This is a genomic window from Ruegeria sp. CDSA241, assembly GCF_059611265.1.
Genome location: NZ_JBXWPF010000001.1, coordinates 147,886 through 174,151, shown reverse-complemented (window position 1 = coordinate 174,151; position 26,266 = coordinate 147,886). Strand labels below are relative to the sequence as shown.

The 26,266-nt window shown below is 56.4% G+C and carries 31 protein-coding genes; 19 read left to right on the top strand and 12 right to left on the bottom strand.

The genetic code is table 11. The features are described 5' to 3' along the window. Positions 1 to 176: 176 nt before the first annotated feature. From AC2FJV_RS00860 to ettA, 3 genes are all read right to left on the bottom strand, one after another. A complete protein-coding gene (locus tag AC2FJV_RS00860; RefSeq protein ID WP_142635630.1) occupies positions 177 to 383 on the bottom strand; it encodes a cold-shock protein in 207 nt (68 codons plus the stop codon). Between the two features lie 311 nt (positions 384 to 694). Then, positions 695 to 1,441, bottom strand: coding sequence for a hypothetical protein (locus tag AC2FJV_RS00855; RefSeq protein ID WP_142635632.1), 747 nt, complete (start codon positions 1,439 to 1,441; stop codon positions 695 to 697). Then, a complete protein-coding gene (ettA, locus tag AC2FJV_RS00850) occupies positions 1,438 to 3,093 on the bottom strand; it encodes an energy-dependent translational throttle protein EttA (protein ID WP_496712110.1) in 1,656 nt (551 codons plus the stop codon). The genes AC2FJV_RS00855 and ettA overlap by 4 nt, the downstream gene beginning before the upstream one ends. 174 nt (positions 3,094 to 3,267) lie before the next feature. Here ettA and AC2FJV_RS00845 point away from each other — a divergent pair, with 174 nt between their 5' ends. The 5 genes from AC2FJV_RS00845 to dacB all read left to right on the top strand — a co-directional run bounded on the left by AC2FJV_RS00845 (position 3,268) and on the right by dacB (position 6,929). Then, the gene (locus AC2FJV_RS00845; RefSeq protein WP_496712108.1) at positions 3,268 to 4,185 is read left to right on the top strand and encodes a hypothetical protein; all 918 of its coding nucleotides are present in this window, start codon (positions 3,268 to 3,270) and stop codon (positions 4,183 to 4,185) included. Between the two features lie 75 nt (positions 4,186 to 4,260). Continuing rightward, positions 4,261 to 4,473 (top strand): hypothetical protein, encoded by a 213-nt coding sequence (locus AC2FJV_RS00840; protein ID WP_496712106.1) that lies wholly within the window; start codon positions 4,261 to 4,263, stop codon positions 4,471 to 4,473. A gap of 18 nt (positions 4,474 to 4,491) precedes the next feature. Beyond that, positions 4,492 to 4,728 carry an MOSC domain-containing protein gene (locus AC2FJV_RS00835; RefSeq protein ID WP_496712377.1) on the top strand — a complete coding sequence of 79 codons (237 nt, stop codon included), beginning with the start codon at positions 4,492 to 4,494 and terminating at the stop codon, positions 4,726 to 4,728. Between the two features lie 32 nt (positions 4,729 to 4,760). Beyond that, complete coding sequence (locus AC2FJV_RS00830; RefSeq protein WP_496712104.1) at positions 4,761 to 5,381, top strand: nicotinate-nucleotide adenylyltransferase; 621 nt, start codon at positions 4,761 to 4,763, stop codon at positions 5,379 to 5,381. A gap of 66 nt (positions 5,382 to 5,447) precedes the next feature. Then, complete coding sequence (gene dacB / locus AC2FJV_RS00825) at positions 5,448 to 6,929, top strand: D-alanyl-D-alanine carboxypeptidase/D-alanyl-D-alanine endopeptidase (RefSeq protein WP_496693610.1); 1,482 nt, start codon at positions 5,448 to 5,450, stop codon at positions 6,927 to 6,929. 2 nt (positions 6,930 to 6,931) lie between these two features. Here the strand turns inward: dacB and AC2FJV_RS00820 are convergent, their stop codons facing one another. After that, positions 6,932 to 7,354, bottom strand: a complete 423-nt coding sequence (locus tag AC2FJV_RS00820) for a tellurite resistance TerB family protein (RefSeq protein ID WP_142635642.1) — start codon at positions 7,352 to 7,354, stop codon at positions 6,932 to 6,934. Between the two features lie 81 nt (positions 7,355 to 7,435). Further along, positions 7,436 to 7,903 carry an Lrp/AsnC family transcriptional regulator gene (locus tag AC2FJV_RS00815; protein WP_246097185.1) on the bottom strand — a complete coding sequence of 156 codons (468 nt, stop codon included), beginning with the start codon at positions 7,901 to 7,903 and terminating at the stop codon, positions 7,436 to 7,438. A gap of 106 nt (positions 7,904 to 8,009) precedes the next feature. Between AC2FJV_RS00815 and phhA the strand changes: the two genes are divergently transcribed. From phhA to AC2FJV_RS00790, 5 genes are all read left to right on the top strand, one after another. Beyond that, on the top strand, positions 8,010 to 8,810 hold the full coding sequence (gene phhA, locus AC2FJV_RS00810) for a phenylalanine 4-monooxygenase (protein WP_496693611.1): 801 nt from the start codon (positions 8,010 to 8,012) through the stop codon (positions 8,808 to 8,810). Positions 8,811 to 8,817: 7 nt separating this feature from the next. Next, a complete protein-coding gene (locus AC2FJV_RS00805; protein ID WP_496693612.1) occupies positions 8,818 to 9,171 on the top strand; it encodes a 4a-hydroxytetrahydrobiopterin dehydratase in 354 nt (117 codons plus the stop codon). A 122-nt stretch (positions 9,172 to 9,293) separates the two neighbouring features. Continuing rightward, entirely contained in the window at positions 9,294 to 10,868 is a 1,575-nt protein-coding gene (locus tag AC2FJV_RS00800; protein ID WP_281972498.1) for a lysine--tRNA ligase, read from the top strand. Between the two features lie 48 nt (positions 10,869 to 10,916). Beyond that, the gene (locus AC2FJV_RS00795; RefSeq protein WP_496693613.1) at positions 10,917 to 11,318 is read left to right on the top strand and encodes a DUF4864 domain-containing protein; all 402 of its coding nucleotides are present in this window, start codon (positions 10,917 to 10,919) and stop codon (positions 11,316 to 11,318) included. A gap of 138 nt (positions 11,319 to 11,456) precedes the next feature. Then, positions 11,457 to 13,745 (top strand): glycosyl hydrolase family 28-related protein, encoded by a 2,289-nt coding sequence (locus AC2FJV_RS00790; RefSeq protein WP_496693615.1) that lies wholly within the window; start codon positions 11,457 to 11,459, stop codon positions 13,743 to 13,745. Between the two features lie 43 nt (positions 13,746 to 13,788). On the opposite strand, the gene AC2FJV_RS00785 is transcribed toward AC2FJV_RS00790, so the two are convergent. Further along, positions 13,789 to 14,451 carry a hypothetical protein gene (locus AC2FJV_RS00785; RefSeq protein WP_142635960.1) on the bottom strand — a complete coding sequence of 221 codons (663 nt, stop codon included), beginning with the start codon at positions 14,449 to 14,451 and terminating at the stop codon, positions 13,789 to 13,791. Positions 14,452 to 14,595: 144 nt separating this feature from the next. Here AC2FJV_RS00785 and AC2FJV_RS00780 point away from each other — a divergent pair, with 144 nt between their 5' ends. The 4 genes from AC2FJV_RS00780 to AC2FJV_RS00765 all read left to right on the top strand — a co-directional run bounded on the left by AC2FJV_RS00780 (position 14,596) and on the right by AC2FJV_RS00765 (position 16,347). Further along, positions 14,596 to 14,916 carry an antibiotic biosynthesis monooxygenase family protein gene (locus AC2FJV_RS00780; RefSeq protein ID WP_142635654.1) on the top strand — a complete coding sequence of 107 codons (321 nt, stop codon included), beginning with the start codon at positions 14,596 to 14,598 and terminating at the stop codon, positions 14,914 to 14,916. 71 nt (positions 14,917 to 14,987) lie between these two features. After that, on the top strand, positions 14,988 to 15,395 hold the full coding sequence (locus AC2FJV_RS00775; RefSeq protein WP_281972496.1) for a universal stress protein: 408 nt from the start codon (positions 14,988 to 14,990) through the stop codon (positions 15,393 to 15,395). 158 nt (positions 15,396 to 15,553) lie between these two features. Then, positions 15,554 to 15,955: an excalibur calcium-binding domain-containing protein gene (locus AC2FJV_RS00770; protein ID WP_496712102.1), complete on the top strand. Its 402-nt coding sequence runs from the start codon at positions 15,554 to 15,556 to the stop codon at positions 15,953 to 15,955. Positions 15,956 to 15,993: 38 nt separating this feature from the next. Continuing rightward, positions 15,994 to 16,347, top strand: coding sequence for an MmcQ/YjbR family DNA-binding protein (locus AC2FJV_RS00765; protein ID WP_496712100.1), 354 nt, complete (start codon positions 15,994 to 15,996; stop codon positions 16,345 to 16,347). Between the two features lie 43 nt (positions 16,348 to 16,390). Here AC2FJV_RS00765 and AC2FJV_RS00760 read toward each other — a convergent pair whose 3' ends face one another. Further along, positions 16,391 to 16,615 carry a hexameric tyrosine-coordinated heme protein gene (locus tag AC2FJV_RS00760; protein WP_142635660.1) on the bottom strand — a complete coding sequence of 75 codons (225 nt, stop codon included), beginning with the start codon at positions 16,613 to 16,615 and terminating at the stop codon, positions 16,391 to 16,393. Positions 16,616 to 16,725: 110 nt separating this feature from the next. Between AC2FJV_RS00760 and AC2FJV_RS00755 the strand changes: the two genes are divergently transcribed. Further along, positions 16,726 to 17,172: a MarR family winged helix-turn-helix transcriptional regulator gene (locus AC2FJV_RS00755; protein WP_271948315.1), complete on the top strand. Its 447-nt coding sequence runs from the start codon at positions 16,726 to 16,728 to the stop codon at positions 17,170 to 17,172. Between the two features lie 275 nt (positions 17,173 to 17,447). Continuing rightward, entirely contained in the window at positions 17,448 to 17,738 is a 291-nt protein-coding gene (locus AC2FJV_RS00750; RefSeq protein ID WP_142635662.1) for an antibiotic biosynthesis monooxygenase family protein, read from the top strand. Between the two features lie 129 nt (positions 17,739 to 17,867). On the opposite strand, the gene AC2FJV_RS00745 is transcribed toward AC2FJV_RS00750, so the two are convergent. The 3 genes from AC2FJV_RS00745 to AC2FJV_RS00735 all read right to left on the bottom strand — a co-directional run bounded on the left by AC2FJV_RS00745 (position 17,868) and on the right by AC2FJV_RS00735 (position 21,238). Beyond that, positions 17,868 to 18,425, bottom strand: coding sequence for a hypothetical protein (locus tag AC2FJV_RS00745; RefSeq protein ID WP_496712098.1), 558 nt, complete (start codon positions 18,423 to 18,425; stop codon positions 17,868 to 17,870). 65 nt (positions 18,426 to 18,490) lie between these two features. Then, complete coding sequence (uvrB, locus tag AC2FJV_RS00740) at positions 18,491 to 20,677, bottom strand: excinuclease ABC subunit UvrB (protein WP_496712096.1); 2,187 nt, start codon at positions 20,675 to 20,677, stop codon at positions 18,491 to 18,493. Between the two features lie 81 nt (positions 20,678 to 20,758). After that, a complete protein-coding gene (locus tag AC2FJV_RS00735; protein ID WP_271948305.1) occupies positions 20,759 to 21,238 on the bottom strand; it encodes an SRPBCC family protein in 480 nt (159 codons plus the stop codon). A gap of 158 nt (positions 21,239 to 21,396) precedes the next feature. Here AC2FJV_RS00735 and AC2FJV_RS00730 point away from each other — a divergent pair, with 158 nt between their 5' ends. Both AC2FJV_RS00730 and AC2FJV_RS00725 read left to right on the top strand, forming a co-directional pair. Then, positions 21,397 to 21,708 carry an ETC complex I subunit gene (locus tag AC2FJV_RS00730; RefSeq protein ID WP_496712094.1) on the top strand — a complete coding sequence of 104 codons (312 nt, stop codon included), beginning with the start codon at positions 21,397 to 21,399 and terminating at the stop codon, positions 21,706 to 21,708. Next, positions 21,709 to 22,185 carry a GNAT family N-acetyltransferase gene (locus tag AC2FJV_RS00725; protein WP_142635670.1) on the top strand — a complete coding sequence of 159 codons (477 nt, stop codon included), beginning with the start codon at positions 21,709 to 21,711 and terminating at the stop codon, positions 22,183 to 22,185. Between the two features lie 8 nt (positions 22,186 to 22,193). Here the strand turns inward: AC2FJV_RS00725 and AC2FJV_RS00720 are convergent, their stop codons facing one another. Beyond that, positions 22,194 to 23,063: a LysR family transcriptional regulator gene (locus AC2FJV_RS00720; RefSeq protein WP_496712092.1), complete on the bottom strand. Its 870-nt coding sequence runs from the start codon at positions 23,061 to 23,063 to the stop codon at positions 22,194 to 22,196. 103 nt (positions 23,064 to 23,166) lie between these two features. Between AC2FJV_RS00720 and glyA the strand changes: the two genes are divergently transcribed. Further along, the gene (glyA, locus tag AC2FJV_RS00715; protein WP_496712090.1) at positions 23,167 to 24,474 is read left to right on the top strand and encodes a serine hydroxymethyltransferase; all 1,308 of its coding nucleotides are present in this window, start codon (positions 23,167 to 23,169) and stop codon (positions 24,472 to 24,474) included. Between the two features lie 101 nt (positions 24,475 to 24,575). Here glyA and hutU read toward each other — a convergent pair whose 3' ends face one another. Continuing rightward, entirely contained in the window at positions 24,576 to 26,249 is a 1,674-nt protein-coding gene (gene hutU, locus AC2FJV_RS00710) for a urocanate hydratase (protein ID WP_496688883.1), read from the bottom strand. Positions 26,250 to 26,266: the final 17 nt, after the last annotated feature.

Below are 26,266 nucleotides of genomic sequence, written 5' to 3'. Positions count from 1 at the left end.
AGCTCTCTTCAATACAACAGAAAAATCATGACCATAGTGTCCGGATGATATCCGATCCGGTCAATCGTCGGGGAAGAGTAACTGAATTGTGATGTAATCGCCGAGACACACTTTTACAGGTGGTCGCTCAGGCACAAATAGAAAAGGGCAGAGGAAAACCCTGCCCTTACAGCGGCTTACGCCAGCTGGATGTCGTCGGCGCTTTCGCGACCGTCACGACCCGAGCGCAGCTCGTACGTGACTTTCTGGTTGTCGGCCAGACCGGTCAGGCCCGAGCGTTCGACGGCCGAGATGTGAACGAAGATGTCTTTGCCGCCATCTTCGGGTGCAATAAAGCCGTAGCCTTTGGTGGTGTTGAACCATTTTACGGTGCCTGAAGGCATATCCGTGTTCTCCTTATCTGGTGCTGCCCACGGAGTTGCGACAGCCTGGCGTCGTCGTCTGTATCGATAGACTGAACGCCGTAGAAGGAGACAGTGGGTCGAAATAGAAAAACGGTAGCACTCTGAGTATGCCAGTTCAGACGAGATGTGACAAGCCGGATTTGCAATCCTGAACGACTGAAACTAGCGCCAGGCATCAGAATCTACGCATCAGAATATCCTGAAACAATCTATACAATTTATGTGGTTAGACTGAATTTTTTGGATTCGCGAGCGCCCGGAAGAACGTCACGCGCCAGACCGTCCGAGGATCACTTTGCGAGCGGCAATTTGCCCACGATCTCGTTCATTTCGGGCGAGGCCACAAAACATCTGGGAAGCTGGGAAATCACTTCGTCAATCGGATCGTAGATTTGGCTCGCGGCCTTTCGCAGATCTTCCGGAATATCTTTTTCAGCCCGTTCACGCCGCGGAGCCGGTACAAATTTCAATCCGGTAAATTCAGAGATTTCGTCCTGATATTCCCACAACGCATCGTAGTGAACGCACAATACCGGGATGTCGTCATAAGTGACCCATTCCTTGATCTGCCGTGCCTGTTGCAGCACATCACGTTCGAAAAGCTCGTCATATGTGCCCGTCGCATGCAGATTGTAGAAGTGCTTTTTTATCCACTCAGGGCCATAGCCTTCCATCGCTGTGTAGACTGAAAAGGTAGAGTCCTTTGTCGAGCCAAAGCAAAAGACGACTCGGGTATCTTTTGACCAGTTTGACAAAACCTGCGGAAAATCATGCGTCTTGTAAAGAAACGGCGCCTGGAAGGTGGCGTCGTCCAACCGAGACACGAAACTGGCCTGACCCGAGAGGTTTGGGTCCAGCCTTTCCAGTGCATCGCGCAGCGCATGGTAGGTCATGGTGCTGCCCGACCGGCCATTGCTTGCGACGATCACACAGTAATCTGTCTTGTACATTTGCCGGATGCGCTTGCGCAGCGGCGCGCTGATTTTCAGCGCGCTACGTTGCCATTTTTCCAACCGTCTTTTGAGCTTCCGTCTCATCGCGCAAACTTCTTATGCTTCAACCGCTTCGGCTCCAGCGCGTCTGGTCCCAGACGGCGTTTCTTGTCCTCTTCGTAATCCTCGAAGTTGCCCTCGAACCATTCGACATGGGCATCACCCTCAAACGCCAGAATATGCGTGCAGATCCGGTCGAGGAAGAAGCGGTCGTGGCTGATGACCACGGCGCAGCCGGCGAAATCGACCAGCGCGTCTTCCAGGGCGCGCAGGGTTTCGACGTCCAAATCGTTGGTCGGTTCATCGAGCAGCAGGACGTTGCCGCCCTCTTTCAGCAGGCGGGCCATGTGGACGCGGTTGCGCTCACCCCCTGACAGCAAGGAGACCTTTTTCTGCTGGTCGCCGCCCTTGAAGTTGAAGGACGAGCAATAGGCGCGGGAATTGACCTGCGCATCGCCCAACTGAATGATCTCGGCGCCGCCGGTGATCGCCTCCCATACGGTGTCGTTGTCCTTGAGGTCGTCGCGGGACTGGTCGACATAGGACAGTTCAACCGTGTCGCCAAGCGTGATGGTGCCTGCGTCGGGCTGCTCTTGACTAGTAAGCATCTTGAACAGGGTCGATTTACCGGCGCCGTTGGGCCCGATGACGCCGACAATTCCGCCGGGGGGCAGGGTAAAGTCGAGGTTCTCGATCAGTTGCTTATCACCCATGTGTTTGGACAGGCCTTCGACCTCGATCACCTTACCGCCAAGGCGCTGGCCGTTGGGGATGACGATCTGTGCGCGGGTCAGCTTTTCGCGCTCGGACTGTTCCGCCAAATCATTATAGGCGTTGATCCGGGCTTTGGATTTGGCCTGACGGGCCTTCTGGCCTTGGCGCATCCAGTCCAACTCGCGTTGCAGGGTCTTTTGCTTAGACTTGTCCTCGCGGGCTTCCTGCTCCAGCCGTTTGGCCTTTTGTTCCAGCCATGCAGAATAGTTGCCCTCGTAAGGCAGGCCACGGCCACGGTCGAGTTCGAGGATCCAGCCGGTGATACTGTCGAGGAAATAGCGGTCGTGAGTGACGATCAGGATGGTGCCCTTGTAGTCGATCAGGTGCTGTTGCAGCCAGGCGATTGTTTCGGCATCCAGGTGGTTGGTCGGCTCGTCGAGCAGCAGCATGTCGGGCGCTTCGAGCAGCAATTTGCACAGCGCGACGCGGCGTTTTTCACCGCCTGAGAGGTTGGCGATATTGGCATCATCCGGCGGGCAGCGCAGGGCCTCCATCGAAACGTCGATCTGGCTGTCGAGATCCCAGAGGTTCTGGCTGTCGATCTCGTCCTGCAGCTTGGCCATCTCATCCGCGGTTTCGTCTGAGTAGTTCATCGCCAATTCGTTATAGCGGTCGAGGACCGCCTTTTTCTCGGCCACGCCCAGCATGACGTTTTCGCGCACGCTGAGGCTTTCGTCCAGCTTCGGTTCCTGCGGCAGGTAACCGACTTTGGCGCCTTCGGCCGCCCAGGCCTCGCCGGTGAAATCCTTGTCGAGGCCCGCCATGATCTTCATCAGTGTCGATTTACCGGCGCCGTTGACGCCGACAACACCGATTTTCACGCCGGGCAGAAAGCTCAGGTGGATGTTTTCAAAGCATTTCTTGCCACCGGGATAGGTCTTGGAGACACCCTGCATGTGGTAGACATATTGATAGGCGGCCATGTCGCGTCCTTTGGGTCGGAGAAATTTGGTTGGGCGGTGTGATAGCGGATGCGTGGGGTGGGGGCAATAAGCGCATGGTAAGACAACAATTCGGTTAGATGTCCGAGTTGCGATCTTGTGTGTTTGGTTAGAAGGTGCCTATGCTTGAGGTATTTGATCACTAGGAGAATTTTTATGGCAGAGCTATCTCTTAGCTTCGGTTTTCATCCAAATCAGTTGGAAATAGACGCTGGCGATCTAAACATAAGAACAGCACCAGATCATGAGTCTATTGTTGCAGATTTCCGGAGTGTCGAGGTGATCGAAAGCGATTGGGTTTACGCACCACCACAAAGGGCTAGGGATTTTATGACTGGCGCAGTGCGTGACAAACCCTATTCCGCCCGTGTCTTCAGGTTGCCCAAAACACACACGATCAGTCATCGTAGGGCAGACGACGAGGATCATCTTGTATTTCATCTTTGGAGCCTGTCCCTTTTTACAGGCCTGCGTCTGACTGCTACAGAGGCTGGATTCCTAGATGCGACTCCGGTTAAGCCCGGGAAATTAGTAGACTTCACTCCATTCTCCGATGATTTGTCACAGAGTATTGATCTCACCGAACGTTTCTGGACTGACAACCGGAGAAACCCTCGCCAGTCTCATCGCTTTGAAGCCGCCGTTCACGCCCTTTTCTTGGCACAGTATCCACCCGCGCTGCAATTTGAACGGTTTCTGTATCTATATGCCGCTCTTGACGCTTGTTATGCACTCGCCACCGAAATACAGCCACCGAATGCCAGAATAGCTCATGCGAAACGTGCTGAGTGGCTATGTCAGTTATTTGACATGAATGTTCCGGAATGGGCAGATTCGAGTAACTCGGGGGGCGCAGAGATTGCCGCAATCCGAAATGATGCGGTGCACGAAGCCCTATATATGGATCAGCCGCTCGGGTTCGGTTTGCATGGTATCAATTCCAATCAGAATCTAACGCTTGAGCTACAAGCACTCATATGTCGCTTTCTCGTCGCTTTGATTGGGGGTTCTAACACAAGCTACGTGAAATCACCTGTCGATACGCGGTCAATCTGCAGATTGAGCCTAACGTAACCGATCTATTGAACCCAGGAGGGCCGCCGAATTAAGTGTCTTATTGTGAAGCAATTCAAATAAGAAAGCCCCTCCATGTCCCTGAAAAATCTCATAGCGGGCTGGGCGCAGTCGGGGAGGATTGCGTGGATTGGCCTCCGGTCGGCGCGGAGGGTGGACATGGTCTCGGTCGACGAAGCCATGATTTTGGGCGAGGGGTTCAAGGGCGATCATAGCCGTCCGGGAAAGCGGGCAGTTACATTGATCCAGCAGGAACATCTGTCGGCGATAGGCTCTTATCTCGGGTAGGGCCCGGCCGCGCCTGAAATCCTGCGGCGCAATCTGGTTGTTTCGGGGATCAATCTATCCGCGCTCAAAGGGCGTGAAGTGCAGGTGGACGAGGCCATCCTGCGTTTCACTGTGATCTGCGCGCCGTGCAGCCGGATGGAGGAGGCGCTGGACGAGGGTGGCTATTCCGCCGTGCGGGGTCATGGCGGTTGGTGCGCCGAGGTCGTGCGGCCCGGGCGGGTTCGTTTGGGCGGCGCTGTGCAACCTGTTGATTGACAACCCCGCCGAGTTCTGAACATCAGCTAGAGATGCAGCGTAGCTCTATCCCATATGCGCGGCCCGGGCAGGTCGTGGGGTTGTTCGGGGGGTCATTTGATCCGCCGCATAAGGGCCATGTGCATGTGACACTCGAGGCAATGAAGGCCTTTGGGCTGGATCGGGTGTGGTGGCTGGTCTCTCCGGGCAATCCGTTGAAAGAGCGCGGGCCTGCGCCATTGGCGCGGCGGGTGAAGGCAGCGCAAGCTGTGATGCAGCATTCACGTGTCGAGGTGACGGATATCGAGGCCCAGATCGGCACGCGCGCCACGGCGGATACTGTCGCCGCCCTGCAGAAGCTTTATCCGCAGGTCAGGTTTGTCTGGCTGATGGGTGCAGATAACCTGGCGCAATTCCATAAGTGGAAGGATTGGCAGTCGATTATTGAAACCGTACCGGTTGGCGTTGTTGCCCGTCCCGGAGACCGCATCTCTGCACGTATGTCCCCTGCGGCGCGTCGCTATGCCAAATACCGCATCGACGGGCAGGCGCGGCATTTACTGGGCCGGGCACAGGCCCCGGCGTGGTGTTTTGTGAATGTGCCGATGCTGGATGTCAGTTCGACCCAGTTGCGCATTCAGGGGGTTTGGGGCAACAAGGTGTTGCCTGAATAGCCCCTGTGGGCCCATAATTCGGATCTCAGGTTGTTTGCCTGTGATCTCTGGGATTTTAATTAACCCATGAATGATCGTTATTCGCGACGAGGATTTATTGCTGGGCTGGGCGCGGCCCTGATGCCTGTGGCCGTTATGGGTGAGGCACCGCTTACATCATTGAGGCCTCAGATTCGTGATGAGCCGATCGTAGGTGTTGTGCGCTTGGTCGAAGCCGCGAACCTGCGCGGCGAAGTCGCCTTTGCTGTAGCCGACGCTGATACAGGCACGGTGCTTGAAGCCTATGGTGGCGACCGGGGTTTGCCACCGGCAAGTGTTGGCAAGGCCCTGACCGCGCTTTACGCGCTGAATGTGTTGGGTGCTGACTACAGGTTCGAAACTGCGTTGGTCGCTGAGGGGCCCATAGAAAACGGCATTTTGAACGGCGATCTTGTTCTTGTTGGCGGTGGTGATCCTTTGCTGGATACGGATGCGCTGGCCGCGATGGCGGCAAACTTGCGCGAGGCCGGAATCACCGAGGTCCGCGGCGCGTTCAAAGTTTATGATGGCGCGTTGCCTTACGTGTTCAGCATTGATCCGGGGCAGCCAGATCATTTGGGGTACAGCCCTGCGATCAGCGGCATTTCTCTGAATTTCAATCGCGTGCATTTCGAGTGGAAAAAGCAGGGCGCCAGCTATGACGTGACCATGGATGCCCGAAGCACGCGCTATACCCCTGCAGTGGAAGTGGCGTCCATGAAGGTCGAGGGCCGCAACCTGCCGATCTATACCTACGAACCCAGCGCCCGTCAGGACCGGTGGACTGTTGCCAAAGGCGCGTTAGGTAGCGATGGGGCGCGGTGGCTGCCTGTCCGCAAGCCCGCGCTTTATGCAGGTGACGTTTTCAGAACATTGGCCCGATCCAACGGAATTGTGCTGGGGCGGACGCAGGTCACGCGGCAGATGCCGAATGGAACCCCTTTGGTCATTCATCAAAGCGACCCGCTCGAGAGCATATTGCAGGGCATGCTGAAATACTCGACCAACCTCACTGCCGAGATGGTAGGGCTCGCTGCCTCGAGGGCGCGCGGTACGCGACCGCAGACTTTGGCGGAGTCAGCCGCCGAGATGAACAGATGGGCCACAGAGACCTATGGTGTGACCGGGGTTGCGATGGTCGATCATTCAGGGCTTGGGGGCGATTCACGCGTAGCGCCCGAGGATTTGGTGGTCGCGCTGCTGGCGGCGCAGAAAGCCGGAGACCTCCGGCCTTTGCTGAAGAAATTTACCCTTGCCGACAGTCAGGGGCGGCCGGTCAAGGATCATCCGATCAGAGTGAATGCGAAAACCGGAACCCTGAACTTTGTCTCGGGCCTGGGTGGGTTCATAACCTCACCAGATGGGGCAGAGCTGGCCTTTGCGATATTCACGGCCGACATAGAACATCGCGCAACGATCCCCCGAGCGTATCGTGAACGGCCCGAAGGCGGGCGGAGCTGGAATAACAGGTCGCGCAAATTGCAGCGCGCACTGATCGAAAGGTGGGGGAAGCTGGCCGGCAGCAGCTGATGTCAGGTCGTGTGCCGTGCCCGCGCGCCGCGCTCGATGGCAGCGGCATGCAAACGGTCGATGTCCAACTCGTAACGGATTTCCTCGAGCAGCCGCAATTCGGATTCTGCCAGCGTACCATCTGCAGCCGCAACATCACATGCAAGCGCATAGGAGGTTTCGTTCAGGCGTTCGGGCAGGTTGTCGCGAATCAGTCCAAACAGGGCATCCAGACCATCTTCTTGTTCAAACAGATCGAAGACGATCTGGGAAACGCGATACATCCGGTCGATGTCATATTCTGCAAAGACAGGCAGCATGTTGACCGCGCCCTCGATTTTGACCAGCTCGGCGGTGCGGATGGTCTCATCTGATGCAGAGATCGCAACCATAATCGCCACGAGGCAATCTTGAGGAGACATCGGGTGTGGCACTTGGTTGGTCATAGGGGTGTCCTGATTGAACTGTTCTGATCCCGCACGATAGGTGGGGCAGGGAATAGGTTCAACGGATTTTGGAGCGATAGATCAAAGAATGGGCAAAGGGCCACGTGTTTTCGTCTGCCGCAGTACAAAATTGCTGCGAGTGTCGCGGACTAACCCCGATTTCAACAGCCTTTGCATGATGAACGCCTCAAGATCTTCGGGTGTTTTCGAATAGACTTTCAGAATGAAGTCATGATCCCCGGTGATTGAGGCGCACTCGACAATCTGAGCCTCGGTCTCAACCAGCCGCAAAAACGAAGTGATGCTGTCTTCCTGATGATCGCGCAGCGCAACATGAACATAGGCTATTGCGTTCAGGCCGACGGATTTGGCGGGCACACGAGCGGTATAGCCTGCCACAACCCCAGCAGCTTCGAGATCGCGAACCCGCCGCCAACATTGCGAGGCAGACAGGCCGGTACGATCCGCGAGCTCTTGCATAGACAGACGGCCATCGGTCTGAAGCTCTTGCAGGATGGCGATATCCGCGTTTTGAAGCATTTGCGTCATATCTTTTGAGTTTGTGAAATGTTTCGTTCATATTGTATGATCCTGAAAAATATTCAAATGAAATTTTTCACGATGGCTGGCTATGCTCTTTTCAGGAGGAGCTTCCATGCCAAAGTCGACAAAATACGTCGCCAAGGTGGCCAATGCCGATGGTCACATCACATATACCGACGAAGAGGATGCTGTCTGGGCTGATCTTTATGCCGCTCAGCAAGAGAACATACAGCGCTATATGGCGCGTGATTATCTCGCGGGGCTGGACCGGCTGGAGCTTCCGAAAACCCGTGTTCCATCATGCGCTGATATTTCTGAGAGGCTTCTGGATATGACAGGCTGGAAAGTGCAGCCTGTACCCGCGCTGATCGGGTTCAAGACCTTCTTTGGCATGTTGGCCGACCGGGTTTTCCCGGCCGCCTCGTTTATCCGGTCCCGCGAGGATTTCGATTATATCGAGGAACCGGACATCTTTCATGAAATTTTCGGCCATACTCCGTTGTTGAGCGATCCGCGATTTGCTGCGTTCAGTCATGCTATCGGAATGGCTGGGGTGCGGGCCGGTGAAAAGGACTATGCTTGGCTGATCCGATTGTATTGGTTTTCGATCGAATTTGGTCTGCGGCGTCAGGATGGGGTGATCAAGGCGCTGGGATCGGGGCTTGCCTCATCCCCGACCGAACTTGTCTACGCGGTGGAAAGCGAAATACCCGACCGCGATCCCTTTGACGTTCTGACGATCCTGCGCACGCCCTACCGGATTGATATGCACCAGATGGGCTATTTCGTGCTGGACGACCCCGAGGAACTGTTTGCTGCCGCCGATCGGGATTTGCTGGCGGATGTGCATAAGGCGCAATCACTGGGCCTGTTGCCGAATAAGTTTCCCGAAAAGGCAACAGCGGCGGAGTAAGCTGGACATGACCACATCAGAACAAACTTGCACCCTATCGGATCGGACCTGTGCCCCTTGTTCCGGCGGCATTCCAGCTTTGAACCGTGATGCGGCAAGCGCGCATCTGGCCCAGTTGACCTCCGATTGGTCGCTGGATGCGGATGCAAAAACTCTCAGCCGTCATTTCAAATTCAAAGGCTTTGCCAAGGCGACCTATCTGGCAAACCTTTGCGCCTGGCTGGCCGATCAGCAAGGGCATCATCCCGACATTAGATTTGGATGGGGATATGTGGATGTTCAGCTGATGACCCACGAAATTGACGGCCTTAGTGAGAATGATTTCATCTGGGCGGCCAAGTTGGATCAGTTAGTCGTCTGAGGCCAGTTTCCAGACAGGAAAAACAGCTTGCTTTATTGACTCATGCTGCACCGGCACAATAGGAGGGGTCGGTCGGCGGCAAACGAAAGCCGACGCTGTTTTCCCGATGGAGCTTGAAGAAAATGTCTGAACTGCGTGAAACCGCGATGTCGTCCAAGGCTTGGCCTTTTGAAGAGGCGCGCCGGTTGCTCAAACGCTATCAGAAAGGGGCTCCGGACAAGGGGTATGTGTTGTTCGAGACGGGCTATGGCCCGTCCGGCTTGCCGCATATCGGGACATTTGGCGAGGTGGCGCGGACCACCATGGTCAAGCGTGCGTTTGAGGCGCTGTCGGATATTCCGACCAAGCTGATCTGTTTCTCGGACGATCTGGACGGTATGCGCAAAGTTCCCGGCAACGTGCCGAATCCCGAAGCGCTTGAAGAGCATTTGCAGCGTCCTCTGACTTCGGTCCCTGATCCGTTCGGCGAATACCCAAGCTTTGGCGAATACAACAACGCAATGTTACGCCGGTTCCTCGACACTTTTGGGTTCGAGTATGATTTCTATTCGGCGCGCGACTTTTATCGCTCGGGTCAGTTTGACGAGATTCTGAAGCGGGCGGTCGACAACTATGATGCCGTAATGGCCATCATGTTGAAAAGCCTGCGAGAAGAGCGGCAGCAGACCTATTCGATCTTCCTGCCGATCCACCCCGAAACGGGTCGGGTTCTGTACGTGCCGATGAAAAAGGTCTGCGCCGAGACCTATACCGTCACCTTTGATGACGACGACGGCAAGGAATGGACGCTGCCGGTCACGGGTGGCAACGTAAAGCTGCAGTGGAAGCCGGATTTCGGTGCGCGCTGGGCCGCGCTGGGCGTTGATTTTGAAATGTATGGCAAGGAACATGCAACCAACGAAAAGATCTATGACGCGATCTGCCGGGCGTTGGGTGGCCGTGCGCCAGAGCATTTCAGTTATGAGCTGTTTTTGGATGAGAACGGTCAGAAGATTTCGAAATCTTCGGGCAATGGCGTCTCGATCGACGAATGGCTGACCTATGCACCGACTGAGAGTCTTGCGTATTTTATGTATCAAAAGCCCAAGACCGCCAAGCGGATGCATTTTGATGTGATCCCCAAGGCCTATGATGAATATCATCAGCAACTGCGGGCCTATCCGGGGCAGGAGCTGAAGGCGCAGTTGAACAATCCGGTGTGGCATATCCACGGCGGGGAGGTTCCTGAATCGACCCTGATGGTGCCGTTTGCGATGCTGTTGAATCTGGCGTCGGTTTCGGGGGCTGAAGACAAAGAGGCGCTGTGGGGGTTCATCCGCCGCTATGCGCCTGAGGCCACGGCTGAGACGCATCCTGATCTGGATCAGGCGGCGGGCTTTGCGGTCCGCTACTTTAACGATTTCGTCAAGCCCACCCGCCAGCACCGGGCGCCGACGGATCAAGAGCGCGAAGCGCTGGAGGCGTTGAAAGCAGAGCTGGCGGCATATGACGGACCGATCGAGGATGAGGCGTTGCAATCGGTGGTTTACTCTGTCGGGCGCGAGCGGTTTGACCCTATGCGGGGTTGGTTCACCGCGCTGTATGAAGTGCTGTTGGGCGCATCCCAGGGGCCGCGATTTGGCGGGTTCATCGCGCTTTATGGCGTGCCGGAAACCATTGCGCTGATCGACAAGGCGCTGGCCGGAGAGCTGGTCTGATTTGACCTGATCGCGCGTGGGGCTATCCTTCGATCAGGAGGTGGCCCCATGCGTCGTTTATTGCTTGCTGTATCTTTGAGTGCCGGACTGGCATCCGGAGCCATTGCCCAAAACGCCGAGATCGAGGCGAATATCGCGGGGCAGATACAGGCGTTCAAGGCGGATGATTTCGCAACCGCCTTTACATTTGCCAGCCCCACTATCCAGCGCCTTTTCGGAACGCCTGAGAATTTCGGGGTGATGGTCCGGCGTGGCTATCCGATGGTCTGGCGGCCTGCGGACGTGCGGTTTCTGGAACTTCGCGAAATTTCAGGGGCGTTGTGGCAGAAGGTGATGATCACGGATGGCGACGGGCAGGTTCACATTCTGGACTACGAGATGATCCCTCAGGGACGGGGCTGGAAAATCAACGGCGTGCAGCTTTTGGGAAATTCGGATCCGGCGGCCTAGCGCAACACCACCGTCACGGTGATATGAGCGGCGGTTAATTCCTTTTCGATACTCAGGCTTTTGCGTTCGGGGCCGACCCCGAACACTGGGTTTATGCGCGTGGTGATTGGCCGCTGCGCGAATGGGAAAGGGATTTCTATGAACAAGGCAATCACCGACGGCATCGTGTTCATGCCGCCTGCTTTCGCAAACGGTCTGAACGTATGGTCAAGTGGTGACGGAACACCGGGTTCGCCAACCTATCATGGATCGGGGAATGGTATATTTGTTCCGGCAGATGCGGATTTTGGCGGATGTCTGGAAATTCTGAAGGTGAACGCAACACAACAGCTGCGCTATATGGGTCAGACACCGCTGCTGCCCGGGTGCTACTTACAGATCAAAGCCCGGATAAAAGCGATTAGCGGCCCCTTGCCCGAGGTTCGTATCGCCGCCTGGGCGGGCGGGGCAGGTGATGTTCAGGTGCCGGGCGTGGTCAAACAGGGCCCGGCAACACAGCTGTCCGGGTACGGCACCGTGCATGAAATCACTGCGATTGTGGGCGCGGGGCAACGGACGGGTGTGGATATGCCTTGGGGTGTTTCCACCCTGTACGGGCATTTCGGGCTGGATATTGAAGGCACCAACGGCGCTGTGGTCCGGATCGACGATATCGAGATTACGGATGTCACCAATGTGTTCCTGCGCGACATGATCTCTCTGGTCGATATCCGTGATTTCGGGGCGGTCGGTGATGGTGTAGCGGATGACACAGCAGCGTTTGTCGCCGCTGATCAGGCAGCGAATGGACGACGTGTCTTTGTCTCGGATGGCACCTACCTGTTGACGGAAAACACGACGATCTCGTCTGAGATTGAATTTGAGGGCATGGTCACAATGCCCGATGACAAGATGCTCTTGCTGACGAAGAACTTTAACCTGCCGGCCTATATCACGGCCTTCGGCGCCGAGGACCTGGCATTCAAAAAGGCCTTTCAGGCTTTGCTGAACAACTCGGATCATGAATCGCTGGATCTGGGCGGGCGCAAGATTTCGGTGAGTGAGCCGATTGACATGGCAGCGGCGGTTCCGAACAAACAAACAGGGTTTTCGACACGCCGGATCATCCGCAATGGCCAGTTCGATGTTCAAAGCAGTTCGGCCTGGGGCACCGAGACATTCACATCTCTGGCAACCTACAGCCCGTCGGACCCAACGCGTTTGACCAATGTTGCGAATGTTGCCAACATTCCTGTCGGCGCGCTGGTGCAGGGCAGCGGCGTTGGCCGCGAGATCTATGTCCGGTCCAAGGATGAGGGGGCGGGAGAGATCACTTTGAACGCGCCGATCTATAACGCATCCGGGACGCAGACATTTACCTTTTTGTCTTTCAAATATCTGCTTGATTTCAGCGGTTTCAGCACGTTGCGCAAGTTCGGAATGGAAGAGATCGAGTTTCAATGCAATGGCCGCTGTAGCGCAATCCGCCTTGCGCCGTCAGGCAGCACATTTGCCATAACGAACTGTTTTATCAGCCGACCTTTGGATCGCGGTATCACCTCGATCGGTACAGGGTGTCAGGGCATGTTGGTCGATAATTGTCAGTTCCTGTCTTCTGAAGAGTCCTTTGACGTCTCGGATCGCAAGTCGATTGCGTTGAACTCAACGGCCAATGACATCAAGTTGCGCCACAATCGCGCGGTTCGTTTCCTGCATTTTGCGGTGCTGGCAGGGACCAACAACATGGTCCTAGGCAACCATTTTTTCCAGGGAGACAGCATCACTCAGGGGGTGCGCTCGGCCGGTTTGGTCATGATCGGAACTTACAACAGCTCGACCATCGCCGAGAACTATGTCGATAACTGTTTTGTCGAATGGACAAATGAGCGGGATTCAGACCCTGTTTACACCGCTGGCTTCTCATTCAGCGCCATGAGCATTACCGACAATATCTTCTACTCGAACGAGGTCGCGCCCTGGTTCAGCAGCATTGTCATTCGTCCCTATGGCGCCGGGCATTTCCTGAACGGCGTCGTCGTGACGGGAAACAAATTCCGGTCCATCAACGGAGGGATCGACCGGGCCGAACGCGTGGACACGACATTCGCTGATCTGAACAACACAGCCCATTTGAACGTGACGTTTGAAAACAATACGTTCCATGGTGTGACTGCTAAAACCGCAAATCCACTGAGGGTACGGCACGCACAGAACACAGCTGCAACGGCGTGGACGGTATCTTCTGAGGACCGGTTGCCCTTTGGTGGCAAGGCGCGCAGTTGTGACTCGGTTACCGTTCTGGGACCTTTGAAGACAGCGCTTGGGTCAACCAAATATTCGCACCCCTATGTCCTGCTGGAGCACGGGGTGGATGGATCTGATATCCAGTTACGCTGGCCTGAGGGTCTGAAGGGCGAGGTTTCAGCAATCCTGAGGATGGAGCGCTGACGGTGCGGGCGTCTGCCGGAATTAATGTAGGAACGGATTGGACTTAGAATTCGTTCCACAAAGCCAGTTTGATGCCCGTGTTTTTGCGGGCATCATTTCTTTCCACCCCCAGAACCCAGGTAGTAGAACTGTCTTTGGTTCGGATCATGACCGAGGGGCGTGCCTTCCAATATATCGAGTGCCCAGACCTGTAGGCCGTTTCGATTTGGATTAGGGGATTGATCAACCTGTCCGATGAAAGCCCTGTTGTCAGGTCGAGCTTTCGATAGATGTCATCATGTGTTCGGTTTTCGATGGCGGCATCAATCGCGATCCAACCGCTTCCCAAGGCGCTCTGGAATCCTTTGCCGTAAGACAGCGTCACTTTGTACTGTGCCCAGGCCCGTTCATGTTTGTGATATGCACCGGCACCAAATTCAGCAGCGAACCGACCCCATTGGCCCAAATCCGCTACTGGGACACGGGCAAAGATGAGTGCATGGCCATAGAGGTCTTGGTTTTGTTCGAAATCAAAGCCGACCGTCAGGTTCTGGCTGTATCCCCATTCCGCATAGAGAGAGGTTTTATAGTCGTACCCATCCTCAGGGAGCCGAAAAGCTGTCAGTGAGGCGGCTGTGAATGCTGCATCCTTTTCTCGCAGCCATGCACCTGACCAGGCAGGAGAGGCCATCAGCAACAGGTGCAATATCAGGGCAATGCGATACATGCTTGCAGCTTCCGTCAGCATGGTTAACGGAGTGTTAGTGTTTTGTTTATTTTTCGAATTGAAAAGAGCGCGCCTAGGCCAAAAGGAAACACAAGACCTTTCAGAATCCTGTGTTAGGTTTGAGACAGACAAGGGAGTTTCAAGATGCCAAAGATTTCCAAAAACGCTACTGTGCAGACCGTAATCACAACATTTGAAATGACGCCTGGCACCTGCCAGGATCTGCTTGAGGCGTTGACGGATGCCTATGCCAGCTTCATCTCAAAGCAACCTGGATTTGTTGCAGCGGGATTGCACGTGAACGACGCCCAGACCCGGATTGCCAATTATTCGCAATGGGAGCGTCGCGAGGATTTTCTGGCCATGCTGCGTACGTCAGAAATGCGTGATAGAAACCGTAAAATCAACGAGTTGTGCAAGAGTTTTGAGCCCGTCATGTACGATGTTGCGGAAACCTTCAACTGATCCTGACCTGGATCAAGGTCACGCGTCTGGTAATCGACCAGTATACTTGAGCAACCAAGGAGGCGCGTGCCATGTATCACAATATTCTTGTACCAATATCATTCGACGACGCGCGTGATATGCCGTCCGCATTGAAACTGGCGCAACTGTTGGCGGCACCCGAGTCACAGGTCACGCTGCTGCACGTGGTCGAACATATACCGGCCTATGCCAGCGCTTATATGCCGGTCGGGTATCTGGACGATGCGCGCAAGGCCGTTCAGGCCGAGTTGGATGCGCTGGCGGAAAATATTTCGGGCGCCCGCGGAGTCGTTGTCGAGGGGCATTCCGGTCGGACGATCCTTGACTGGGCCGACGTGAATAAGCCGGATCTGATCATCATCGCGTCTCATCGACCAGGTATGCAGGATTTGCTTTTGGGCTCCACCGCTACCCATGTTGTCCGCCACGCTGCATGCTCAGTGCACGTGGTGCGTTAGGTCTCTGCCAGATCACAAGCGAGCAGCCAAGAAATTGGACGGTCTGTCTTGTTTGCTTGGCCCAGGTTCGTAGAGCGTCCTGCATCGTGACAGAGTTTCACAGATATGTTTGTCCCTTAGGTATCGGCATCCCACGGATACTGGTGTATTGATCGGGAATGCAGCCAGAAAAGACCACTCCCAAGGCGCTGTTCACGGATCCGAAATCGGCCAAACGTGTTCAACGCGCCGAAGCTCTGCGCCGGCGCGCATTGTCACCGGTGCGGATTCTGCTGATGGTCCTCATGTTGCCGCTGACGACAGGCATCATTGCCCTGAGCGTCTGGTTGCGCACTTCAGAATTCGAGCGTGATGAGGCGGTTTTACATCTTGTTGCCCTTGCCGGATGTGGTGCTGCGCTCTCGGTTCTTCCTGGTCCGTTTCTGGAGGGCGAGCCGGGCTATCACCGGCAAAACGATCCCGATCAGGATGGTGTGGCCTGTGGAGTGATTGCCCCGAATGCAGAACAAAGCGCTGCCCCTCAAAAACGCGTTGGCAATGCCAAATTCGTGAGGCCCTGACAGATGGGTAAGGACTTCGGAACAAAGAGGCTGAGCCGATGACGCGAGCAGAGTTCAACAGTTTCTGCGCGGGCCTGAAGGCCAGCTCTCATGTGGTTCAATGGGGCAATGCAGACGTGTGGAAAGTGGGGGGCAAGGTGTTTGCGATCTGCGGCTGGAACGACGGTCAAGACGCCTTCACCTTCAAAGCCACTGAACTGGCCTTTGAGGTGCTGAGCGACGAACCCGGAATTCGCCCTGCGCCATATCTGGCCTCGCGCGGGATGAAATGGCTGCAGGTCTATGAGGACCGCGGGATGAGCGACACGTCGCTGCGCGAGCATATCGTGACGTCCTATGATCTGATCGTGGCCAAGCTGACCAAGAAGATGCGGGCGGAACTGGGCGTATAGGAATAGGTCATCCCATCCGCCACCCAGCCCATTTCACTTTTACTCACTTGCGCCAATAGTTGTTCGCTGCCGCCACAGTCTGGTAATTTGTCGCCACGACATGCGACACCATAGTCAGGCTGTCCGCATCGTTTTCGTAGATCGGCCTCAGGCGCTGACGAATCTCGTCATTGGGCTGCGTCTTCTTAACCGCCATCCGTGATAGTTTGATTGCCAGGTCAAATCCCTCCTCGGGTGTCTCGGTGATGAGCGTTGGTAGCCAGGACATGTGTTGCCTCCTATATCGTGCGCAATAATATCGAGCACGATATAAACTGCCTTGTGGGCGTGGGTCAATGAATTATATCGTGCACGATATAAGCGAGCGAAGGTGCTGCCGTGACAGATTCTCCGACCCAACCGAAGACCGACGAGATGTTTTGCCATGCGGTCTATACGTCATGGCATGTGATCAACCGCGCTTATAAGAGACACCTCGGCCCGCTAGGGCTGACCTATCCGCAATACATCACCCTGACCCTGCTGTGGCAGAGAGACCGGCGAAATGTCAGTGAGTTGGCCAACGCGTTGTCGATGGAAACCAGCACGCTGACCCCGCTGCTGAAACGCCTTGAGGCCGACGGGCTTGTCGACCGAACCCGTAGCAAAGAGGACGAACGCCAGGTTGTTGTTTCTCTGACAGGGGCGGGATCGGCATTACGGTCTGTGGCGCATGAGATCACCGCCTGCATGATCGCCGATACCGGGCTGGACGAACCTGACCTAGACCGCCTTTTGAATACGCTGGAGAAGCTGAAAGCCGGCTTGTCTCAGGCCGGCAATTAGCACAGGCCGCAAACACGGTGAACGGCGCTTTGGTTGTTCGAGTCCGATCTGGCTGCGGCAGTGGAATCACAATATGTGAATTCAGATGTCGCGCCTTCCGCGCTGGGCAGCAACTCTGGCGTGTCAGTGGCCCAAATACAGTGAGGCGTATGGTTGAAAATGGCCGCAAATCACGCGTATCAATGTGAGATTTCGGGCTGCCGTGCTAGGTTGCGTGCGGCGGGGTCGTTCCGACCGCGTCACATGGCGATATCGCCGGACGAGGGAGGAAGATCATGTTTGCACGTATTACTCAATTCAAGATGAAGCCCGGCACGCGTGAGGCGGCGACGGCGAAAATGAACGCATTGAAATCAGAAATCATGGGCATGCCCGGCATGCACAGCTTTACCAATGTGATGAACGAGGACGGGTCGGGCTATGTGATCTCGGTTGTCGAGAGCGAGGCGACCTCGAACGCGAACGCGCCCAAAGTGGCCGAGCTGTGGGGCCATTTCGCCGAGTTCATGGAAAGCCCGCCAACGCCGGTTGGGTATGATGTGATTGCCCATTGGGATAAGGGGTAGGGTATCGGGCGGGACGTTACCGCCCATTTTTTGTTGCGCGAAGTGTAGGATGGGGTTTTACCCTATCATGAGTTTGGGTGGCTTCGGAGTGATGGGACGAAACCCCATCCTACACTTGCTAACAAAACGTCAAGGCTTCACTTGAACCGCAGGTACAAATGCTACTGATGTATCGATTGGTCTGCACTTTGCTGAAAGGTATTCGTAGTTTTCAGTCGACCAACGAGGATCCAAGGCAACACCCAGCGGATGCACAACATCTTGATACAATTGCCGTCCAGCAAAGCCCGTAAGCAAATGAAACGCAGTATCGGAAATCAGTTTTCCCTGATGCAAAACTGCAATCGTCTCGAAGAAGTTTTTAACTTTACGTCGAGCCTCATCTAGTGCTTCAAACTCTGGATTCCGGCCTTGTTGGAGGAATTCTTGTCGAAGCTTTTCGTACTTCCCTTTTAAGTCACCGCCACTGTCGATCAGAAACTGATTGAGAGTTCGAAGGTGCTCCTTCATCTCGTCGTCGAAATAGATACTTCTGGTGTCTCGAACAAATCCGGCTTCAAAAACGTCTTTTTGCGCTTTTGCGGTCTTGTAAGCGTAGTACGAAGTCGCCAGAGCAACGAATACCGCAGCAACGAGTACCATGAGTTCGAATATCCGAATCCAGTCTAGAACGATTGTGTCTGTCAAGTTTCCTCTCCACAGCATAAAATCTAAGTACTAGTATTCGTTATTCAATACCGGTAACTATTAAGCTACCTCTTCTTCCGCTTCACATTCCCACCCCGTTGCCCCGGCCTGCCAGCCGTTGACCGTCCGCGCGATTTCACTGCGTCTTCCGAGGCCTTCTCGACCGCCCATTGGCGTGCCATGGGGTCGTCGGCGATGGCGAGGTCGACCGCTTCCAGGCGTTTGACCTCATCCCTGATGTTGGCGGCCTCTTCGAATTCCAGATTTTCGGCGGCTTTGCGCATCTTGTCGCGCAGCCCGTCCAGATGGGCCTCGAGGTTCGCGCCGTGCATCGGTTTGTCGATGGTGGCGGTGACGCGGTTCATGTCGACGTCGCCCTTGTAGAGACCGGCCAGAACATCCTCGACGTTTTTCTTCACCGTTGCTGGGGTGATGCCGTGTTCCTCGTTATAGGCGATCTGCTTGGCGCGGCGGCGATCGGTTTCGTTCAGCGCGCGCTCCATGGAACCGGTGATCTTGTCGGCATACATGATCACCCGCCCGTCGGCGTTGCGCGCGGCGCGGCCAATGGTCTGAACCAGTGAGGTTTCCGAGCGCAGGAAGCCTTCTTTGTCGGCGTCCAGAATGGCGACCAGCCCGCATTCGGGGATGTCGAGCCCCTCGCGCAGCAGGTTGATGCCGATCAGCACGTCAAACGCGCCCAGACGCAGGTCACGCAGAATCTCGATGCGTTCCAGCGTGTCGATGTCCGAGTGCATGTAACGGACCCTGATGCCCTGTTCGTGCATGTATTCAGTCAGGTCCTCGGCCATGCGTTTGGTCAACGTTGTGACCAGCGTGCGATAACCGTCGGCGGCGACCTTGCGCACCTCGTCCAGCAGATCGTCGACCTGCATGCCGACAGGGCGGATTTCGACTTCGGGGTCCAGCAGGCCTGTGGGGCGGATCACCTGTTCGGTGAAAACGCCGCCGGTCTGTTCGATCTCCCACTTGGCAGGCGTGGCCGAGACGAACACGGATTGCGGGCGCATGGCGTCCCATTCCTCGAACTTGAGGGGGCGGTTATCCATGCAGGACGGCAGGCGGAACCCGTGTTCGGCCAGGGTGAATTTGCGCCGATAGTCGCCCCGGTACATGCCACCGATCTGCGGCACGCTGACGTGGGATTCGTCGGCAAAGACGATGGCGTTGTCGGGGATGAATTCGAACAGCGTCGGGGGCGGCTCGCCCGGTGCGCGGCCTGTCAGATAGCGCGAGTAGTTTTCGATTCCGTTACAGACGCCGGTGGCCTCCAACATCTCCAGATCGAAATTCGTGCGTTGTTCCAGACGTTGCGCTTCCAGCAGTTTGCCCTCTCCGACCAGTTGATCCAGTCGGATGCGGAGTTCCTTCTTGATGCCGATGATCGCCTGGTTCATCGTTGGCTTCGGCGTCACGTAGTGCGAGTTGGCGTAAACCCGCACCTGTTCCATATTCGCGGCGCGTTCACCGGTCAGCGGGTCGAACTCGGTGATGGTTTCCAATTCCTCACCGAAGAACGAGAATTTCCAAGCGCGATCTTCAAGGTGGGCGGGCCAGATTTCCAGGCTGTCACCCCGCACCCGGAACGAGCCCCGTTGGAATGCCTGATCATTTCGGCGGTATTGCTGGGCGACCAGATCGGCCATGATCTGGCGCTGGTTGTATTCGCCGCCAACCTTCAGGTCCTGCGTCATCGCCCCATAGGTTTCGACCGAGCCGATACCGTAGATGCACGACACTGAGGCGACGATGATCACGTCATCGCGTTCCAATAGCGCCCGCGTGGCCGAGTGGCGCATCCGGTCGATCTGTTCGTTGATCTGGGATTCTTTCTCGATATAGGTGTCGCTGCGCGCGACATAGGCCTCGGGTTGGTAGTAGTCGTAGTAAGACACGAAATACTCGACCGAGTTTTCCGGGAAGAAACCTTTGAACTCACCATAGAGCTGCGCCGCCAGTGTCTTGTTGGGCGCAAGGATGATGGCGGGTCGCTGGGTTTCTTCGATCACCTTGGCCATGGTGAAGGTCTTGCCCGTCCCGGTCGCGCCCAGCAGGACCTGTTCTCTTTCGCCGTCGAAGATACCGTTGGTCAGCTCTTTGATCGCGGTGGGCTGGTCGCCTGCCGGTGAGAACTCGGTATGCATGACGAATTCTTTACCGCCTTCCAGTTTCAGGCGGGCGCGGACGTCATCAGCAGTCAGCTGAGTCTTGTCGGAATGGGCGTAAGGCATGGGCAGGCTCCGGGTCAGGCCCCTACATTTGTTCTTATTTTGTCCAACTGCAAGACCTGATCCGATCTAGAAACGGCAGTTTCAGTAATACGCAAACCGATGATCCGGTATTTGATCCGAACGCACCTTTTCTTCAAGCGCTTTCAGGTTGTCACCCAGGACACGCCCCATCATCGCTTTCAGCACAGTCTGCCCCATCAGCCATCCCAATGGACCAAACTTCATTTGATAATCCATGCTCCAGACTACTCTGGATTGGTTGTTGGCAAGGGGTTCAACGGCGATTGCTGCATGTGCTTGGGTCAGAGGCATTGCAGACATCTCAGACAAGCGGACACGGTAGCCCCGGTTGATTTGCCAATCCGTGACTTCTTCTACCAGAGACGTCCCATTTTCAAAATGGCATCGTCGTTTCGATCCCACCCCATCCGCACCTTGTGTTAGCGCATCTACTGATGTCACCTGCGGGGCGAAATCGTCGATATGCATGAACCGGCTCAAAATGGCCCAGATATCTTCGGGTCGGGTATCAATGTCGAGGCTGCGTTCGTGGTGGATCATCTTGCTGTCCTTGTTGTGGCGTTTGAATGATTATACCATTCCCCTAATGACAGTTTTCGTCATCAGAACATCCGTGTCCTCCGCGACATTTGCCACCTTGTCCCAGGCCTCGCTCTGACGCATAAACAACTTCAGCCAAGTGAGTACGGAGAGGCGACATGCGCGCACGGATCTACCAGCCTTCGCGGAATGCGATGACATCGGGTACGGCCAAGACCCGGCATTGGGTGTTGGAATATGCCCCAGAATCCACGCGCGAGGTTGATCCGTTGATGGGCTGGACGTCTTCCAGTGACACCCAGACCCAGGTGCGTCTGAATTTCGACACCAAGGAAGAGGCGCTGGATTACGCCAGGGACAACGGTATCGACGCACAGGTCAGTGAACCGCATAAACGCAAGCCGAACCTGCGCGCGCGCGGTTATGGCGAGAATTTTGCCACCGATCGGCGCGCACCCTGGACGCATTAAATGATCGACATTCGCGAGGCTGACCCAACCTCCGACGCATTGCGCCCGGTGGTCGAGGCGCATTTTGCCCATAGCGAAACCGCCGGGCCAGCCGAGAGCAATCACACGATGGATGCCAGTGCCTTGGCCGGGCCCGGAATGCGGTTCTGGGCTTTGTATGAGGGTAACAAGGTGCTGGGCTGCGGCGCGCTCAAGGCGCTGCCGGATGGGACCGCCGAAGTCAAATCCGTGCATATCCTTGCCACCGCACGTGGTCGCGGTCTGGCGCGAGTGATGATGACCCATCTTGCTGATCACGCACGGGTCGAAGGGACCTCGGCGCTGGTTCTTGAGACGGGCGCCGATCATCTGTCCTACTACGACGCCGCGCGCAGGCTGTATGAAGCGCTGGGCTATTCCTATTGCGGCCCGATCTACGGCTATGAGGCCGACCCCAACAGCGCCTTCATGCGATTGGATCTAAAGCCCGCAGAATAGGCCGGTTGTTAGGCACTACCTTCGTTCAGCAATGCCACGACCTGTTGCGTTTCGGGCCTTTGCCGCGTTGCGCCAGGTATGTGGACGAACAGAAAGCGGCCCGTTGGGCAGGTGTATTCGCTTGCAGACTTAAGAGCGCCGCTTGCCAAGGCATCCTCAAGCAAACATAGATGCCCCATCAGAATACCCGCACCTGCCTTCGCTTCTTCCACGGCCAGGCTGTACAGAGAGAACTGCGGCCCGGTCTGCGCATCCTGCAGTTCAATTCCCGTGTTCTGTGACCAGATTGTCCAATCGTCGTTCCAGGTCTGGTCATGCAGAAGGACGGCGTCGCCAAAGTGGTTCATACGTTCAATCTGGCTAGGCGCGCCGACCGGAGAGATGAGATCGGGGCAGATGCAAATCTGCTCGGGCTCAGCATCGGGTTCGCCAATGAATATGGCCAGATCGAACAATTCCCGATCAAGACTGGGTGGATTTTCCATCGCGGTCACCGAAAAATTGATATGCGGAAACTGCGCCCTGACCCGGCTTAGCCGTTTTGGTAGCCAAAGCTGCGCAACAGATGGCAAGGCGGCGATATGAAAATCGGCGTTGGGTTTGAGGTTGCGGAGGGCACGCGCCGCCTCGGCCAACCCGTCGAACGCCGCAGAGAATTCAGCCACCAGCGAAGCCCCGGCCTTGGTCAGTTCCACCCCCTGCGCGTTGCGCCGAAACAACGCGGTACCTGCCCAGCCCTCCAGTGTCTTGATGTGCTGCGAAATCGCTCCGGGCGTGACGCTCAATTCCTCAGCGGCGGCGACAAAGCTGACATGACGTGCGGCAGCTTCAAAGGCGCGCATTGCATTCAGCGGGGGCCCTTTCGGGCGTTTGGGCATGACACTCATTTCAAGCCTTAGTTTTTCTACGCCAAGAAATAGCAAATCTGCTTTGCGCTGTCACGGAATGGCTGCCACCATGCTGCAAAACGGAGGACGTCCAATGACGCTTGCACAACGAGATTGGGTGCCGAGCACCAGTGAAACCCTGATTCAGGACATAGCGGCCACGACGGCGTCCGCAACGTCTGCCGATCTGCTGGCCCGTATCGAGCAGCTGGCCGAGCAGAACCGAGTGATCCATGAGGAAGAGTGCTTTAACCTCAACCCTGCGACCAATGTGATGAACCCGAAAGCCGAAGCGCTATTATCCTCTGGCATCGGGTCGCGCCCCTCTTTGGGGTATCCCGGCGACAAATACGAAATGGGACTGGAAGCGATCGAGGAAATCGAAGTGATCGCGGCCCAGCTTTGCGCGGATGTGTTCGATGCCAAATTCGCCGAGGTTCGTGTGCCTTCTGGTGCGATTGCCAACTTCTATGGCTTTATGGCCACATGCAAACCGGGCGACACAATCATTGCGCCGCCCGCATCCATTGGCGGGCATGTGACTCATCATGTCGATGGCTGCGCCGGCTTATACGACTTGCGCACCATAGAGGCCCCGGTGAATGCCGATGGCTATACCGTTGATCTGGACCAACTGCGGGCGCTGGCACGAGCCGAGCGGCCCAAGCTGATTACGATTGGTGGCAGCCTGAACCTGTTCGAGCATCCCGTGTCCGAAGTGCGGTCCATCGCCGATGAGGTCGGGGCCAAGGTCATGTTCGATGCGGCCCATCAATGCGGCATTATTGCCGGGCGCGCCTGGTCCAACCCGCTGGCCGAGGGCGCGCATTTCATGACGATGAGCACCTATAAAAGCCTTGGTGGCCCTGCAGGTGGGCTGATCGTTTCGAATGATGCAGAAATCGCCAAAACGCTGGACGCTATCGCCTTTCCCGGCATGACGGCCAATTTTGATGCGGCGAAAACTGCCGCGCTTGCGGTCACGATGCTGGACTGGAAAGACTTTGGCGCGGCCTATGCGAAAGAGATGATCGCTATGGCGCAGGCATTGGCTGCGGCTTTGGATGCACAAAATGTGCCTGTGTTCGCTGGGGCCGAGGGCTTTACCAACTCTCACCAGTTCGCTGTGCTGGCCGAGCCATTCGGGGGCGGGCAGGCGGCCTCAAAAACCTTACGCCAAGCTGGGTTCCTTGCCTGCGGCATCGGTCTGCCCGTGGCGGCGGTTGAGGGTGATATGAACGGTTTGCGGATTGGCACGCCCGAGCTTATCCGTTGGGGGATGACCGCAGGCGATGCGGGTCGTCTGGCGGGCTTGATCAAACAAGGTCTGCAAGGCGCGCCGATTGCCTCCGAGGTTTCAGCCTGGAGACGCGCGTTCAACACGCTCTGCTTTGTCCATTAGATCACCGTTTCTGAAAGCAACCGGCGCGCACGGTGTTTTGTGATCGTTCAAACCCGGCCTTCACAAATGAATGGCCGGGATCTGTTCCGGTTGATCCGGGCTTAGTTTCCCAGAATTCCAGGCAGGCGCAGCCCGTGTTCACGAGCGCAATCCTTGGCTAGGTCATAACCAGCATCGGCGTGACGCCACACGCCCGAGGCAGGGTCGTTCCACAAAACGCGCTCCAGGCGTTTGGCAGCATCATCGGTGCCGTCGGCGCAGATCACCACACCCGCATGCTGGGAAAAGCCCATGCCAACGCCGCCGCCATGGTGCAGAGATACCCAAGTCGCGCCCGAGGCGGTGTTGACCAGTGCATTTAGCAGAGGCCAGTCCGAGACCGCGTCAGACCCGTCCTTCATCGCTTCGGTCTCGCGGTTGGGCGAGGCGACTGAACCGGAATCCAGATGGTCACGACCAATGACCACCGGCGCGCTTAGCTCGCCCGTTCTAACCATCTCGTTAAACGCCAGACCCAGGCGATGTCGGTCACCCAGACCAACCCAACAGATACGCGCAGGAAGGCCTTGGAATGCGATCCGTTCGCGCGCCATATCCAGCCAGTTGTGCAGATGTGTGTTGTCGGGCAGCAGTTCCTTGACCTTTTGATCGGTCTTATAGATGTCCTCGGGGTCGCCCGACAGGGCCGCCCAGCGGAACGGGCCGATGCCACGGCAAAACAGCGGGCGGATATAGGCAGGCACAAAGCCGGGGAAGGCAAAGGCGTCTTCCAGACCTTCCTCAAGCGCCATTTGCCGGATGTTGTTGCCATAGTCGACGGTTGGAACACCGTCATTGTGAAAGGCGACCATCGCCGCGACCTGCACCTTCATCGAGGCGCGGGCTGCCTTTTCCACTTCCTTCGGAGCGGTTTCAGCCTTGGCGCGCCACTCGGCCACGGTCCAGCCCTGCGGCAGGTATCCGTTGATCGGGTCATGCGCGCTAGTCTGATCGGTGACGATGTCGGGCTTGACGCCGCGCTTGTGTATTTCGGGGAAGATATCGGCGGCGTTTCCGATCAGCGCCACGGATTTGGCTTCGCCCGCTTTGGTCCAGCGGTCGATCATGTCCAGCGCCTCGTCCAGACTGTGGGTTTTTTCGTCGACATAGCGCGTGCGCAGCCGGAAATCGGCGGATTTCTCGTCGCACTCCACGGCCAGACAGCAGGCACCCGCCATCACAGCAGCCAGTGGCTGAGCACCGCCCATACCACCCAGACCCCCGGTCAGGATCCAACGGCCTTTCAGACTGCCACCATAGTGCTGACGTCCTGCTTCCATGAAGGTCTCATAGGTGCCTTGGACGATGCCCTGCGACCCGATGTAAATCCAGGAACCCGCAGTCATCTGGCCATACATCGCCAGACCTTTCTTATCCAACTCGTTGAAGTGATCCCAATTCGCCCAATGCGGCACCAGGTTCGAGTTGGCAATCAGCACGCGCGGTGCGTCCTTGTGGGTTTTGACGATGGCGACGGGCTTTCCCGACTGCACGACCAGGGTTTCGTCCGCTTCCAGGTCTTTCAGGCTGTCGACGATCAGGTCGAAATCCTTCCAGGTTCGCGCGGCCCGGCCAATGCCGCCATATACTACCAGCTCGTGCGGGTTTTCTGCCACGTCAGGATGCAGGTTGTTCATCAGCATCCGCAGTGGTGCTTCGGTCAGCCAGCTTTTGGCATTCAGTTCGGTCCCGGTTGGCGGATAGATGTCCCGGCTGTTCTTACGAGGATCGCTCATCGGTCATTCCCTTCAGA